We start from the raw sequence: 14,016 nt of genomic DNA on the forward strand, positions 1-14,016 counted from the left end.
CGGCACAAGAGTTGCTGCGAGGCCGTCGTCAGAGTCATCGCGAGGCCTCGTCCGGAGCCGTCGTGAGCGCGCCGTCGCCGCCCTCCCGCGTTGGTCACAAACGCCACAGGCGTCTCCGCCGGGCAGGACTCGTTTTGTTGCCCGCCTCACAGCGACAACTCCGGTCGGCCTCAAAACACGCGACGATTGTCGTTGCAACGCGGGCAAACAGTCGATTGGCCCCGAACTGAAACCACTGTGGCGGATGGGACCACTTGCGGGCCTATCCCCGGACGCGCAGCACGACCTTTCCCTTGGCGGTGCGGTTCTCCAGGGAGGCGACGGCGGCCCCGGCTTCTTCCAGCGGGTACGTCACCGGTTCCGGCGGGGCCAGCTCCCCGGAGGTGAGCAGTCGCTCGAGTCCGGCCCACTGCTCGGCCAGCGCGCCCGGATGTGTCCCCGCCCACGCGCCCCAGCCCACACCGACCACGTCAACGTTGTTGAGCAGCAACCGGTTTACCTTGACGGTGGGAATCTCACCACCGGTGAACCCGACCACTAGAAGCCGCCCGCCGGGCATGAGCGAGCGCAGGGAATCGGTGAACCGGTCGCCGCCGACCGGGTCGACGACGATGTCGACGCCGCGGCCGTGGGTCAACTCCTTCACCGCGTCTTTGAAACCGTCGGCCAGCACCACATCCGTCGCGCCGGCCGCCGTGGCGATGTCGGCCTTGTCCTGCGCGCTGACCACGGCGATGGTGCGGGAGGCGCCCAACGCCGGCGCCAGCCGCAGCGCCGAGGTCCCGATGCCGCCGGCCGCGCCGTGCACCAGCACCGTCTCGCCGCGCTGCAGCCGCCCCCGGACAGTCAGCGCGAAGTACACCGTCAGGTCGTTGAACAGCAGGCCGGCGCCCGCCTCGAAGCTCACATTGTCGGGCAGCTTGAACACCCGGTCCGGGGCCAGCACCGCGACCTCGGCCATGCCGCCGGACAGCATCGTCAGGCCCACGACCCGGTCGCCGGCGCTGACGTGCGCGCCTTCGGGAGCGGACCGGACCACACCGGCAATCTCGGCGCCGAGCACGAACGGCAACTCCGGGCGGTACTGGTAAAGACCGCGGGTGAGCAGGGCGTCCGGGAAGGCCACCCCGGCGGCGTGCACGTCGACGACGATCCCGTCGCCCGACGGCTCGTCGATGTCGGTCAACTCGACCGCGTCCGGACCATCGAGCCGGGTCACCTGTACCGCGCGCATGCCACCTCCGTCGTCACTGTCATCGGCGCCGCCGTCGGGGAATGCGCCCGAACAGCGCTCGATCAGCCTACTGCCGGCTCAGAAACCGCCCGCGACCCGCACCACGGCCCGGCCGGAGAATTTGCCGGCGCGCACCTGGTCGATCACGCCGACGACGTCTTTCACGTCGATGTCGCTGACCAGTGAGTCCAGGTGAGGTGGCCGCAGCGAATCACCAAGCCGGGCCCACAATTCGCGGCGCGGCCCGATGGGCATCAGCACCGAGTCCATGCCCAGCAGCGTGATGCCGCGCAGGATGAACGGCAGCACCGTGGTGCGCAGGGCCGGCCCGCCGGTGAGGCCGCTGGCCGCCACCGCACCGCCGTAGTCGATGGTGCTGAGCACGTCGGCCAGCGTCGCGCCGCCCACGCAGTCCACCCCGCCCGCCCAGCGCGCCTTACCGAGCGGCCGTGGCTTGGCGTCGGGGTCGGCGGGCAGTCGACCGATAACTTCAGCGGCGCCAAGGGCTTTGAGCCGGTCGGTGGCTTCGGCTTTGCCGGTCGAGGCGATCACCTGGTAGCCGGCGGCCGCCAGCAGGTCGACGCTGACCGACCCGACGCCGCCGGTGGCTCCGGTGACCACGACGGGACCGGCGTCGGGCGTGATGCCCCAGTCGATCAGTGCCTGCACGCTCATCGCCGCGGTGAAGCCCGCAGTTCCGATCGTGGCGCCCTCGTGTGGGCTCAATGCGCCGAGTGCGACGACCTGGTCGGCCGGCAGCCGTGCGTATTCTGCGTAGCCGCCGTGGTGACCGGTGCCGATGGCGTACCCGTGGGCCAGTACCGGGTCGCCGACGGCGAAGTCGGGCGAGGCCGATTCCACGACCTCGCCGGTGAGGTCGATACCCGGCACCACCGGGTAGTCGCGCACCACGCCGCCACCCGGGGTCAACGCGAGCGCGTCTTTGTAGTTGACGCTCGAATACTCCACGCGGATGGTCACTTCGCCGGGCGGCAGGTCGGAGTGGTTCAGCGTCTCGACCGACGCGGTTATCCGGTCACCATCTTGTCGCGCGACAAGCGCCTGAAACGTGTCCATGCTTCGACGCTAACCTCACCGTATGGATCCCTTTCCACTCGGTGGGTTTTCAGTCAACCGCGTCGGCTTCGGCGCCATGCAATTGCCCGGTCCGAATGCGTTCGGTCCGCCGCGGGACCGCGACGAAGCCCTGGCCGTGCTGCGCCGCGCGGTCGAACTCGGCGTCGACCACATTGACACCGCCCAGTTTTATGGTCCCGACGTGGCCAACGAGCTGATTCGTGCCGCGCTGCATCCCTATCCGCAGAACCTGGCGCTGGTCAGCAAGGTCGGTGGGCGCCGCGATGACAACGGCGCCTGGCTGCCGGCCGGTGCGCCCGCCGAGTTGCGCCGTGACATCGAGACCAACCTGCGCAGCCTCGGTGTCGAGCAACTGGCCGTGGTCAACCTGCGGGTATTCGAAAGCGACGGCCCGGACCAACAGTTCGACGACCAGCTCTCGACCATGATCGAGGCCCGCGAGCAGGGATTGATCGGCGGGATCGGGCTGAGCAGCGTCAACCGCGAGCGCCTGCTGCACGCGGTGGAGCGCACCGAAATCGCCTGTGTGCAAAACGCATTCAATCTGGTGTACCGGGAGTCGGCGCCGGTGCTCGAGGAGTGCACGACGCAGGGGATCGCCTTCGTTCCGTTCTTCGCGCTGGGTGCGGCCTTCATGCAGCCCAACCCGGTGCTGAGCCACCAGGTGGTTCAGGAGACCGCGCAGCGACTGGGCCACACACCCGCGCAGGTCGCGCTGGCGTGGACGCTGCACATGGCACCCAACGTGCTGCTCATTCCCGGTACCTCGTCGTTGGGGCACCTGGAGGAGAACCTCGACGTCGCGTCCATCCAACTGGACGACGAAGCCTGCGAGCGGCTGAACGCGGTCGCCGCGGTCGCCGCGTAATTTCCGCCGAAAGTGCGGGGCCCCTCGCTACTTGAGCTCGGACGAGGACAGGCCCAGCAGGCGGCGCGCGACCACCAGCTGCTGAATCTGCTGCGTGCCCTCGAAGATGTCCAGGATCTTAGAGTCGCGCGCCCATTTCTCCAGCAGCGCCTGTTCGGAATAGCCTGCGGTGCCGGCCAATTCGACCGTCTTGAGCGTCACGTCTGTGGCCATCCGGCCTGCCTTGGCCTTGCTCATCGACGCTTCTTTGGAGTTGGGGATCTTGTTGTCGGCCTGCCACGCCGCCCGCAGCGAGAGCAGATAGGCCGCCTCCCAGTCGGCTTCCATCCGAATGAACTCGGCCGCCGCGGCGCTCTGGGCGTGCGAGGGCCTGTCATAGGAGATCTCCACGCCGGCCTCGGTGAGGATCTTGCGAATCTCCTCCAGCGCGGCGCGCCCGACCCCGACGGCCATGGCCGCGACGATGGGCCGGGTGTTGTCGAAGGTCTCCATCACTCCGGAAAAGCCCTTGCCGACCTCGATTTCGGGGTTGCCGAGCAGGTTTTCCTTCGGAATGCGGGCGTTGTCGAACCGGATGACCGCGGTGTCGGAACCCTTGATGCCGAGCTTGTGCTCGAGCCGTTCGACCGTGACACCGGGATGCTCGCGCGGCACGACGAACGACTTGATCGCCGCGCGCCCCTGTGACTTGTCCAGCGTCGCCCACACCACGATGTGGGTGGCGCGCGACCCGGCGGTGACGAAGATCTTCTCGCCGTTGATCACATACTCGTCGCCGTCGAGGGTGGCCGTCGTCGACACCGCCGCCGAGTCCGATCCGAAGCCGGGTTCGGTGATGGCCATCGCCGCCCACACCTTGCCCAGGCGTTGCAGCTGCTCCTCGTTGGCGACGGCGGAGATGGCCGCGTTGCCCAGCCCCTGATAGGGGACCGACAGCATCATCGCGAGGTCGCCCCAGCTGGCTTCCAGCGTCTGCAGCAGCGCGGCCATGTTCGCGCCGTTGTGGTTCTTATCCCGCTCTTCGTCCTCGCCGCCCAGCGCGTTGGCTCCCGCGAATTCGATTGACTCCGAGGCCCCTTCGAAGAGGCTGAACAGGGTGTCGAGCTCGACCGGGTACGCGTGTTCCTTGAGGTCGTACTTGCGGGCGATCGGCCGCATCAATTCGGCGGCGCCCTGGTGCGTCTTCGTCGTCACCGCTTGCATCTTGCGCGGAAGTTCCAGATTGATTGCCATGATTGAACTTTCAGCTCGAGTTGGATAACGACTCAGATGACGACGACGCCCTCGGCGACGCCGATGGCCCGCAGGTCGCGGTACCAGCGTTCGACGGGATGCTCTTTCGTGTAACCATGGCCGCCGAGCAGCTGAACACCGTCCAGGCCGATCTGCATGCCCTTGTCGGCACCAAGCCGCTTGGCCAGCGCCGCCTCGCGGATGAACGGCAGACCCTGCTCGGCGCGCGCCGCGCCGCGCCAGGTGATAAGCCGCAGCCCATCCAATTCGATGGCGATGTTGGCGCACATGAAGGCGACCGCCTGCCGGTGGGCGATCGGCTCACCGAAGGCCTGGCGTTCCTTCACGTACGGGACGACGTAGTCGAGCACCGCGTGCGAGGTACCGACGGTCAGCGCCGCCCAGCCCAGCCGGGACAGCGCGATCGCCTCGGAGTAATCGGCGTCGGTCGCCTCGTCCTCACCGAGCCGGGCGCTCGCCGGCACCGTCACCCCGGAGAGTTCGACGTGACCCAGAGCCGCGGCGCGGATCCCCATGCTCGGATCCGCTTTCACGGTAAGGCCTTTGGTCGAGGATTCGACGATGAACAATGCCGGCTTGCCGTCCAGCTGCGCGCCGACGATGAAGACCTCGGCGTCGGCCGCGGCCGGGACCAACGACTTCACCCCGTCGAGGCGGTACCCGCTCGGGGTGCGCACCGCGGTGGTCTTGAGCCGGGTGGGGTCGAAGAGCGGTTGCGGTTCGGCGATGGCCACGCACGCCTGGGGCACGTTCTCACCGGCGAACGCGGGCAGGTAGGTGGCCTGCTGGTCGGCGCTGCCCCAATGGGTCAGCGCGGAGGCCACGCCCCCCGGGGCCAGCAGCGGCAGCGCCAGACCCATATCGCCGTAGGCCAGCGCCTCGGCGACCAGCACGTTGGTCACGCTGGATCGGTGCGCGGCGATGCCGTCGAAATCCTCGGGGATGTTGATCGCGGTGATGCCCAGCTCGGCGGCCTTGGCGATCAAGTCGGGCGGATAGGTCGCCGCCTCGTCAGCTTCGTGTGCGGCGGGCCGCAGCACTTCCTCGGCGAAGTCGTCGAGCGTCTCGACGATCATCTTCTGCTCGTCGTCGGGCGTCAGGTCGAAGTAGTCCTTGCCGCTGGACTTGAGCCGGGTCGGCCCGCCGCGCAGGTTCTGGATCCGCTTGAACTCCCGCGAAGAAGTCGCGGCGGTGGAGAAGATCGTCTTCGTGCCATAGCGCAGGGCGCGGTTGAGCGGGTCACGCAGCTGGTATTTGTCCAGGAATTCCTGCCCGACGAGCGGGGTGATCAGCGCGATGGCGATGTCGACGCCGGTGCGCTTATGCGGTTGCAGCCCCACCGCGGACTTGTGGTCGCGCCGTTTGACGCGGGTGCGGGCGGATGTCTGTTGAGAACCGGAACCGGTCATTTTCAGCAGCCTCAGGTCGTTGGGCAATGCGGATATCCCCGATCTTACTCCGGAGTAAGATCGGGGAGAACACTTGTTAACTAATTCACACGGCGGCGGCCGCGAGGCGGCCGAGTACTTGCTGGTGCAGCAGGCCGTTGGTGGCCACGGCGCTGCCGCGATGCGGTCCAGGTGTGCCGTCCAACGCCGTCAGCGTCCCACCGGCTTCGCGCACCAGGATGTCGAGCGCCGCGAGGTCCCATACCGACACTTCCGGTTCGGCGGCGATGTCGACGGCCCCTTCGGCGAGGAGGCAATAGGACAGAAAGTCGCCGAAGGCACGCACCCGCCACACCTCGTCGGTCAGCGCGATGAATCGGTCCCGGACGCCGAGCTGCGCCCATCCCGACAGGCTGGAGAACGAAAGGCTTGCCGAATTGAGTTGTGCCACCGAGGAAACCGAGAGGCGACGGGCGGGCGCACCGTGGACCGTCACGAAGGCGCCCTGACCGCGCGCGGCCCACCACCGGCGCTGCAACGCCGGGGCGCTGACGGCGCCGACGACGGGGACGCCGTCTTGCAGCAACGCGATCAGACTGGCCCACACCGGCACCCCGCGGACGAAGTTCTTGGTGCCGTCGATCGGGTCGATGATCCACTGTCGCCCGGTGAAGGAGGTGTCGCCGCCGAACTCCTCGCCGACGATGCTGTCGTCCGGCCGTTCGCGCGCGAGCACCTCGCGCAGCTCGGTCTCGACCGCGCGATCGGCGTCGGTCACCGGCGTCAGGTCGGGCTTGGTGTCGACGCGCAGGTCCAGCGCACCGAATCGGGCGGAAGTCAACGTGTCTGCGCGGTCGGCCAGCGTCAGTGCCAGCGCCAGATCGTCGTGACTCATGTGAGCAGTCCTACCATGGCGTCGTGTGGGAATTCGGTCTGCTGCTCCTGTTGATGGCCGTATTGGCCGTATTTCTCGTCCAGCGGTTCGTTCCGCGGGGCCCGCGCGGTGAGCTGCTGAGCGGCACGCTGCTGGTGACCGGAATCAGCCCCCGCCCGGACGCCACCGGCGAGCAGTTCGTCACCATCGCCGGCGTGATCAATGGGCCCACCGTCAACGAACACGCGGTGTATCAGCGCATGGCCGTCGACGTGAACCAGTGGCCGACCATCGGCCAGCTGTTTCCGGTGGTCTATTCGCCGAAGAACCCGGACAACTGGAGATTTGCTCCCCCGGCACCGCCTGCGGCACCCGGGCCGCCTGCGCCACCCGAATCGCCGCAGCCGCCCGCCTCCTGAGCGGTCAACCGGCCGCGGGCGGACGCGCCATCACCATGATCCGCCTGCCGTAGCGGGGGACCACAAGCGTCGCGCGCCTGACCGTCCCGCCCGGGATACCGGGGATGCCGGGCGTCCCGGACCCGGTTCGGCCGACCGCTTCGGTCACCGCCAGGTCGGACAGGCCGCCGCCCGGCAATGCCGACACGGAGTTGCCGGTCGCGCTGGCCCAGCCGGCGGGCACCGACATGGGTCCGATCCGCCCGGCGCGGGCGAGCACCGCGTTGACGTTGCCCAGGCCCGATGTGGCGACGCTGAGCGCGGGCGCCTTGGGGAACGCGGCCGGAACCGCCGCGAGGTTCGGCAAGATGCCCAAGTTCTTGTCCGCCTGAATGATTCCGGAAGGGATCCCCTCCGTCGTGAAGATGGCCCTGAACGCGGTCGAAGCCCCCTGGATGGTGTCAAAGATCCGGAACAACTGCGACGACGAACCGGCTGCCGAGGAAGCGACCTGCGAGCCCGAGTTCGACCCGGCGCTGCTGGCGTGGGCTTGCGCGACGGCTGCCTGCTGGGCCAGCACGCCGTTCGCGTTGGTGGTTTGGCGCGGCGAGGAAAACGGCGAAAACTGCACCGCCGCAGCCGAACCTGCTGAGTAGCTGTACATTGCGGCGGCGTCCTGCGCCCAGTATTCGGCGTACTGGGCCTCGGTGGCCGCGATGGCCGCGGTGTTCTGGCCGAAGAAGTTCGTTGCCACCAGCATCGCCAACTGGGTGCGGTTGGCCGCGACCACGGGTGGGGGCACGGTCATGGCATGCGCCAATTCGTAGGCCGCCGCGGCCGCCCGAGCCTGCATCGCGGTCTGCTGTGCACGTTCGGCGGTCGTATACAGCCACGCCGCGTATGGCGCTGCGCTGGCCGCCATCGCCTGGGACGCCGCCCCCTGCCAGTGCAGGCCCGTCAGGCCGGACAGCACCGATTCGTAGACCGCGGCCGTGATGCCCAACTCGGCCGAGAGCGAGTCCCAGCTTCCCGCGGCGGCCAGCAGCGAGCCCGAACCGGGGCCTGCGTACATCCGGCCGGAGTTCACCTCTGGCGGAAGAAAGCCGAAATCCATGGTCTTACAGCTCTATGAGCTGCGTAAAACGAGACTGCTCGCGCCGAACGGTTTCGCTTGTGGCCGAGGGCAGTTGGCGGATTACCGGCACGTCACCCGGCGGCTGGCGGGCGGGGCATCACGGTGAGCCGCACGCCGTAGCGGGGCGGGACACCCGCGCCGGCGGATCGCGCGGCACCGCCGCCGGGCATGCCGGGGTAGCCGGGATACCCGGACGCCATCGGCTCCTCGGTCCCCGGCAGCGTGGTGAAGCCGGCGGGTTCCAACGGCGAGATGTGTGTGCTGGTGGGTGCGGCCCAGCTCGCGGGCACCGACATCGGCCCGATCGTGCCGGCGTGCGAGAGGGTCGCGGTGACCTTGCCCAGGCCCCCGCCGAGGCCCGATGTGGCGCCGCGCAGCGCCGGCGCCGCGAGCGCGGGAGCGAGATTGGCCGCGGCCGCCCCGGGCTTGGCGAGAATGCCCAAATTGTTCTCGGCCCCGATGATTCCGGACACGAACTGCTCCATGTTGTAGGGAGCGCTGAAGCCCAGGCCCGTCCCCTGAATGGCGTCAAGGACCCGGAAGGCGTTGCCATTGGCCGAGGCGGCCGACGAAAGGTCGTAGTAGTCGCCTGAGATGTTGTAGATGTTGCCCGCTGTGGTTTGCGGTTGCTGCGTGGACAACGGCGAAAACGTCTGTGCCGCGGCCTTAGTCACGCCCGCGTTGGTGTTGGCCGTGGCGACGGCGGCGTTCTGGGCGCCCACCCCGGACTCGTTGGTGGTCTTGTTCGCGGTGGCGAACCGGGGCAACTGCGTCGTCGCCGCCGTCGACGACACTGAGTAGCCGGCCATGGCGGCGGCGTCCTGCGCCCAGAAATCGGCGTACTGCGCCTCGGTATCGGCGATGGCCGCGGTGTTCTGGCCCACGATGTTCGTCGCGACCAGAGATGCCAACAGGGTGCGGTTGGCGGCGATGACCGGTGGGGGCACCGTCATCGCATACGCCTGCTCGTAGGCCGCCGCGGCGGTCCGCGCCTGCATGGCCGTCTGCTTCGTCTGTTCCGCGGTCGCTTGCAGCCAGCCCATGTAGCGGGCGGCCGCGGACGCCATCGACGCGGCGGCGGGGCCGCGCCATTGCAGGTCCAGACCCGCAAGCACCGATTCGTACGACTCCGCGGTGGAGGCCAGCTCGGCCGACACCGCGTCCCAGCTTCCCGCGGCGGCCAGCAGCGAGGCCAACCCGGGGCCGGTGTACATCCGGGCAGAGTTGATTTCCGGTGGAAGAAAAGCCCATTCCATGTGTGATACATCCCCTCGTAGAGCGATTTCGGGCAAACGCCACTGGCGCCGGCGCTTGCCGCATCGGCGTAGTTCTCGAATGTGGGCCGCTCCCGGATCCCCTTTGCAGGCCGGCAAAGCTCACCCCGCGTTGGGTTGGTAGGGCAGCCCGGTGCGGTCGCGTTGCTGCCGTCTCGCCGGGCAGCGTTGCGCTTAACGGGTTGGCGGAGCGTGCGCGCAGGGCATTACAAAAGACCTTCGGTTCTCGGGCCCTTCAAACGTCGCAGGTGCGGCCGATGCCTGCGGGGTTTTGCGTATTTCACGGCGCGGACCAGGCAGAATTTAGCGACCGTTCACTATGCGTTCATGTTTTGTTAACCAATCCCCAGCCGTAATTTACGCCTGTTTAACAACGAAAGTATTTGAAAGTCTTGGTGTCTGGAGATCGCGGCAAGGTGCCTGCCGTCCGCCGATGCCGGTCGGCCCGCGCCGACGGCCTAGGCGGCCTTGGGCAGACCCGGTGGAAGGGTGCGCTCCTGGTCACTCGCGATGATTGAGGTTGTCGACCACACCCTGCAGCATCTCGGGATGCCGCAGGAACGGGGTGATGATGTCGACCGGCAGCGGAAAGACGACGGTCGAGTTCTGATCGGCCCCCAACTCCAACAGAGTCTGCAGGTAGCGCAGCTGCAGGGACGCCGGACTCTTCGACAGGGTCTCCGCGGCTTCGCGCAGCTCCTCGGATGCCTGCAGCTCCCCACGAGCGTTGATGACCTTCGCGCGGCGTTCGCGCTCGGCTTCGGCCTCGCGGGCCATCGCCCGCTGCATCGACTCCGGGATTTCGACGTCCTTGATCTCCACGACGCGCACCTGCACACCCCACGGCTCGGTCTGCTTCTCGATGATCGTGCGCAGATCGCTGTTGAGGTCCTCGCGATGCGCCAGCAGCGTGTCCAGGTCCGCCCGGCCCAGCAGCGAACGCAGCGTCGTCTGAGCGATCTGCGACGTCGCCACCGCGTAGTTCTCCACCGCCAGAATCGCTTTCAGTGGATCCATCACCTGAAACATCACGACGGCATTGACGCGCGCCGGCACGTTGTCCCGGGTGATCACCTCCTGCGGCGGAATGGTCAGCGTCACCAGGCGCTGGTCAACCCGAATCATCTTGTCCAGCAGCGGAATCAGAAAACGCAATCCGGGACCGTAGAGGGGGCGTGCGTGTCCCATCCGGAACACGACTCCGCGTTCGTACTCGCGCAGCACGGCCAGCGACCACGCCGCGAGCACCACAAGCAAAACAATCCCGGCGCAGATCAGGCCGATCACAAGGGCAATCATGTGGTGTTGTCCTCCTTGCTCTTCCAACCGCCCCAGCGCGTGGAGTACCGGTCGATTGCGGCGGCCACTTGGTCTTCGATCGCGGTGCGGTGCGGCAGGTGCTCGGGCGCGTTGGACGGAGTGTTCCACAGGTGGCGGGCCAGCGGCGCTCCGAGCAGCGCGACCAACAGCACGGTGGCCACGAGGACCAGCGCGTCGGCGGGGGAGTGGTTGGCGATCAATGTGGCCAGCGGCAAGACGATTCCCAATGCGGCCACGCAGCAGGCGATCCCGCGGTGAAACCGCCCGGCGTCCGAATGCGGCCAGGGGTCGACCTCGCGGCTTATCTCACGCCCGTGCTCGGAGGACGTGCAGTCCGATTTGACGGGACAGCTGTTGCAGACCACCGGCAATGCGCGATACCGCATGACTCGATGTTTGGGATCGAACGAGGTCGGCCACAGCCAATGATCCTGCGAACAGATCCATGCATCATGGTCGGTCCGGTAGGTGAATTGTCCTGTGCGCCAGCGCGCCGCATGCGCCGAAGCCCGCCGGGCCATCGCGTCGAAACTCCAGCCGACGGCTAGCAAAGCCAGGGAATACCCGGCGACCATCCACACCGAGGAAGTCGGCGCAGTCACCGGTCAATCCTTCGCCGGCACTGCGGCGCCCGGCTCCGGCTCGGTCGGGGCGTGCGTGTACAGCGGATTTTCGGGGAGTTCCTCGGCCGTCGTACCCGACCGGAAATGACGCAGTGCGGTCCAGGCGATCCAGACGAACGGCACTACACCACCGACGATCAGGATGACGTCACCCGGTAGCCGGAGCCATTCGAGGACGGCGTTGCCGGGCCTGGTGATGTAGCCGAGCGACCGCGCTTCGAAGTAGCCGTCGTTGACCGAGTGGTAGAGCTGTAGCACGCCCAACGGGAGCAACGTGGCGAACACCATCCAGGCCAGCCCGATGTTCATGCACCAGAAGGAGATTCGCGCTAACTTCTCGGGCCACTTGTCGGGCGGGATCACGTAGCGGAAGGCGAACATGGCCAGTCCCACCGCGAGCATGCCGTACACGCCCATCATCGCCGCATGCGCGTGGTTGGCGGTCAGTGCGGTGCCGATCTGGTAATAGGACACCACCGGGAGGTTGATCAGGAAGCCAAAGATACCCGCCCCCAAGAAGTTCCAGAATCCCACCGCGACCAGGAACATGACTGCCCAGCGGTGCGGGAACGGGTTGGCGTCGCCGGATTGCTGGCGTGCACCGAGCTGCAGGAACGCCCACGCCTCGACGGTCAGGAACGTCAGCGGAATGACCTCTGCGGCCGAGAAGAACGCGCCCAAAGCCATGTGCTCTACCGGCGTCCCGGAGAAGTACAGGTGATGCATGGTGCCGATTACACCGCCGGCGGAGTACAGGATGACGTCGAGGAAGATCACGCCCAGCGCGATCCGTTCGCGCACCACGCCGAGCAACACGAACATGTAAGCCACCATCACGGTGGTGAACAGCTCGAGGAAGTCCTCGACCCACAGGTGCACCACCCAGAACCGCCAGAAGTCGGCCACGGTGTAGTGGGCGTCGCTGCCGGCCAGCAGGCCCACGGCGTAAAAGGCCGGGATGGCTAGTCCGGAGAAGAAGAACAGCCAGGGCATGTTCATCTTCGACTCGCGCTTGAGCCTGCCGCGCAGGCCGCGCCAGATGATGGCGATCCACACGAACATGCCGATGATCAGCAGGATTTGCCACAGGCGGGGTAGGTCGAGGTACTCCCATTGCTGAGAGAACAGCCCACCCGCCGGGATCACGCCGTAGATGGACAGCGCCTCGCAGATCAGCGACCCGAACACCACCACGGCGACCGCGCCGAGCAGCACGTAGGCGAGCAACCCCTGGCGCCTGGGCTCGCGGCGGGCGATGAACGGCACCAGGAAGATGCCGCCGGCCAGGAAGGCCGCCGCCGTCCAAAACAGCGACAGCTGCAGATGCCAGGTGCGGGCCAAGTTGTAGGGCAGCACGCGGGCCAAGTCCAGCCCGAAGAAGTTCGACAAATCGGCCCGGTAGTGCTCGGCCGCGGCACCCAGCAGCGCCTGCGCCAGGAACAGCACCGACACGATCGCGAAGAACCAGATGCAGGCGCGCTGCGCCGGCGTCAGGCTCACCTCGCCGGGTTGGCGGAAGGACAGGGTGGACGACTCGGCGCTGTGCCAGCCGACCTTCTGGCTCCAGCGGCCGTATACCGCGAACATGACCCCGATGCCGCCGAGCAGTGCGATCAGCGACAGCGCCGACCAGACGATCACCGCCGCGGTGGGACCGTTGTCGACTCGCGGCTCCGCCGGCCAGTTGTTGGTGTAGGTGTAGTTGTGGCCGGGGCGTTCGGCCGCGGCGGCCCAGGCCGTCCAGGCGAAGAACGCCGTGAGGTCACGGATCTGCGCCTTGTCGGTGATCATGTGCGGCAGTAGGCCGTATTTCGTCGAGTTCTCACCGAAGTAAGCGGCGTACTGGCTCTGGATGTGGTCGAACGCCACGGCCTGCCGATCGGTGAACACCAACGTCTTGGTGGCGGGGTTGTAGCGGTTGGTGCGGAACTCCGTGACCACCCGCTCGCGCGGATCGGTGACACCCTGCGACCGGAGCTGACCGGAGACATCCTGCGTGGCGGTCCGCAGGTATTCGGCGGTGTAGTCGGGACCGAGGTACGCGCCATGGCCGAGCACCGAACCGTATTCCATCAGTCCGCGGGCCTGATAGAGCTCCTGACCTCTGGTGATGTCCTGGCTGGTGAATAGAAGCTGGCCCGATTCACTGACGACCTTGTCGGGCAGCGGCATCGAAGCCGAATACGTGCGGTAGGCCAGGATGCCCATCACCAGAAAGCCGAAGATCATGACCAGGGCGACGCCTTGGACCCAACCTTTTCCGATGAGGGGCTGTGACGATGAGGGCTGGGTGGATGTCGGTTGAGCGGTCATGCGCGAGGTCTCCCGTCCAGGTGGTGGGTGGTGGTGCCCGCTGTCTCGCATGTCAAACACACCTAGTTTTCGTCCGCACCTAGTATTCGGTCGCTGACATCGCGATGGCAACATCGAATTTCGCAGGTTTCGTCGATCGTAGGGTCCAAAGGCACCTATTTCGGGACCAATGTATCTGGGGGAGCAAGGTTTACGGCGATAACCTCACGGTGCAACGGTGTAACGGGCACCCTTCTA

General features: G+C 67.2%; 12 protein-coding genes. 2 read left to right on the plus strand and 10 right to left on the minus strand.

Annotation, left to right across the window (positions count from 1 at the left end):
• Positions 1-262: 262 nt before the first annotated feature.
• Both G6N50_RS27815 and G6N50_RS27820 read right to left on the minus strand, forming a co-directional pair.
• Positions 263-1,234, minus strand: coding sequence for an NADPH:quinone oxidoreductase family protein (locus G6N50_RS27815; protein WP_083092979.1), 972 nt, complete (start codon positions 1,232-1,234; stop codon positions 263-265).
• A 78-nt stretch (positions 1,235-1,312) separates the two neighbouring features.
• Positions 1,313-2,311 carry an oxidoreductase gene (locus tag G6N50_RS27820; protein WP_083092977.1) on the minus strand — a complete coding sequence of 333 codons (999 nt, stop codon included), beginning with the start codon at positions 2,309-2,311 and terminating at the stop codon, positions 1,313-1,315.
• Between the two features lie 22 nt (positions 2,312-2,333).
• On the opposite strand from G6N50_RS27820, the gene G6N50_RS27825 reads away from it, so the two are divergent.
• Positions 2,334-3,200 (plus strand): oxidoreductase, encoded by an 867-nt coding sequence (locus G6N50_RS27825; protein WP_083092975.1) that lies wholly within the window; start codon positions 2,334-2,336, stop codon positions 3,198-3,200.
• Between the two features lie 27 nt (positions 3,201-3,227).
• Here the strand turns inward: G6N50_RS27825 and G6N50_RS27830 are convergent, their stop codons facing one another.
• The 3 genes from G6N50_RS27830 to hisN all read right to left on the minus strand — a co-directional run bounded on the left by G6N50_RS27830 (position 3,228) and on the right by hisN (position 6,737).
• Positions 3,228-4,433 carry an acyl-CoA dehydrogenase family protein gene (locus G6N50_RS27830; RefSeq protein WP_067830780.1) on the minus strand — a complete coding sequence of 402 codons (1,206 nt, stop codon included), beginning with the start codon at positions 4,431-4,433 and terminating at the stop codon, positions 3,228-3,230.
• 32 nt (positions 4,434-4,465) lie between these two features.
• Positions 4,466-5,863: an acyl-CoA dehydrogenase family protein gene (locus tag G6N50_RS27835; RefSeq protein ID WP_083093127.1), complete on the minus strand. Its 1,398-nt coding sequence runs from the start codon at positions 5,861-5,863 to the stop codon at positions 4,466-4,468.
• 85 nt (positions 5,864-5,948) lie between these two features.
• Positions 5,949-6,737 carry a histidinol-phosphatase gene (gene hisN / locus G6N50_RS27840; protein WP_083092973.1) on the minus strand — a complete coding sequence of 263 codons (789 nt, stop codon included), beginning with the start codon at positions 6,735-6,737 and terminating at the stop codon, positions 5,949-5,951.
• 53 nt (positions 6,738-6,790) lie between these two features.
• Between hisN and G6N50_RS27845 the strand changes: the two genes are divergently transcribed.
• Positions 6,791-7,135, plus strand: a complete 345-nt coding sequence (locus tag G6N50_RS27845) for a hypothetical protein (protein ID WP_142275429.1) — start codon at positions 6,791-6,793, stop codon at positions 7,133-7,135.
• A gap of 4 nt (positions 7,136-7,139) precedes the next feature.
• Here G6N50_RS27845 and G6N50_RS27850 read toward each other — a convergent pair whose 3' ends face one another.
• From G6N50_RS27850 to G6N50_RS27870, 5 genes are all read right to left on the minus strand, one after another.
• Complete coding sequence (locus tag G6N50_RS27850) at positions 7,140-8,228, minus strand: PPE family protein (protein ID WP_083092969.1); 1,089 nt, start codon at positions 8,226-8,228, stop codon at positions 7,140-7,142.
• Between the two features lie 92 nt (positions 8,229-8,320).
• Positions 8,321-9,505: a PPE family protein gene (locus G6N50_RS27855; protein ID WP_083092968.1), complete on the minus strand. Its 1,185-nt coding sequence runs from the start codon at positions 9,503-9,505 to the stop codon at positions 8,321-8,323.
• Between the two features lie 519 nt (positions 9,506-10,024).
• The gene (locus G6N50_RS27860) at positions 10,025-10,822 is read right to left on the minus strand and encodes a slipin family protein (protein ID WP_083092966.1); all 798 of its coding nucleotides are present in this window, start codon (positions 10,820-10,822) and stop codon (positions 10,025-10,027) included.
• Positions 10,819-11,418, minus strand: a complete 600-nt coding sequence (locus G6N50_RS27865; RefSeq protein ID WP_276053501.1) for a hypothetical protein — start codon at positions 11,416-11,418, stop codon at positions 10,819-10,821. Before G6N50_RS27865 ends, G6N50_RS27860 begins: the two co-directional genes overlap by 4 nt.
• A 30-nt stretch (positions 11,419-11,448) precedes the next feature.
• A complete protein-coding gene (locus tag G6N50_RS27870) occupies positions 11,449-13,779 on the minus strand; it encodes a nitric-oxide reductase large subunit (RefSeq protein ID WP_083092963.1) in 2,331 nt (776 codons plus the stop codon).
• Positions 13,780-14,016 lie beyond the last annotated feature (237 nt).

Source organism: Mycobacterium mantenii (assembly GCF_010731775.1).
GTDB classification, from domain to species: Bacteria; Actinomycetota; Actinomycetes; order Mycobacteriales; family Mycobacteriaceae; genus Mycobacterium; species Mycobacterium mantenii.

What these genes read in the sequence shown, in the direction of transcription:
- G6N50_RS27815 (WP_083092979.1), bottom strand. Translation starts at nt 1,234, where the DNA reads ATGCGCGCGGTACAGGTGACCCGGCTCGATGGTCCGGACGCGGTCGAG.
- G6N50_RS27820 (WP_083092977.1), bottom strand. Translation starts at nt 2,311, where the DNA reads ATGGACACGTTTCAGGCGCTTGTCGCGCGACAAGATGGTGACCGGATA.
- G6N50_RS27825 (WP_083092975.1), top strand. Translation starts at nt 2,334, where the DNA reads ATGGATCCCTTTCCACTCGGTGGGTTTTCAGTCAACCGCGTCGGCTTC.
- G6N50_RS27830 (WP_067830780.1), bottom strand. Translation starts at nt 4,433, where the DNA reads ATGGCAATCAATCTGGAACTTCCGCGCAAGATGCAAGCGGTGACGACG.
- G6N50_RS27835 (WP_083093127.1), bottom strand. Translation starts at nt 5,863, where the DNA reads ATGACCGGTTCCGGTTCTCAACAGACATCCGCCCGCACCCGCGTCAAA.
- hisN (WP_083092973.1), bottom strand. Translation starts at nt 6,737, where the DNA reads ATGAGTCACGACGATCTGGCGCTGGCACTGACGCTGGCCGACCGCGCA.
- G6N50_RS27845 (WP_142275429.1), top strand. Translation starts at nt 6,791, where the DNA reads ATGGCCGTATTGGCCGTATTTCTCGTCCAGCGGTTCGTTCCGCGGGGC.
- G6N50_RS27850 (WP_083092969.1), bottom strand. Translation starts at nt 8,228, where the DNA reads ATGGATTTCGGCTTTCTTCCGCCAGAGGTGAACTCCGGCCGGATGTAC.
- G6N50_RS27855 (WP_083092968.1), bottom strand. Translation starts at nt 9,505, where the DNA reads ATGGAATGGGCTTTTCTTCCACCGGAAATCAACTCTGCCCGGATGTAC.
- G6N50_RS27860 (WP_083092966.1), bottom strand. Translation starts at nt 10,822, where the DNA reads ATGATTGCCCTTGTGATCGGCCTGATCTGCGCCGGGATTGTTTTGCTT.
- G6N50_RS27865 (WP_276053501.1), bottom strand. Translation starts at nt 11,418, where the DNA reads ATGGTCGCCGGGTATTCCCTGGCTTTGCTAGCCGTCGGCTGGAGTTTC.
- G6N50_RS27870 (WP_083092963.1), bottom strand. Translation starts at nt 13,779, where the DNA reads ATGACCGCTCAACCGACATCCACCCAGCCCTCATCGTCACAGCCCCTC.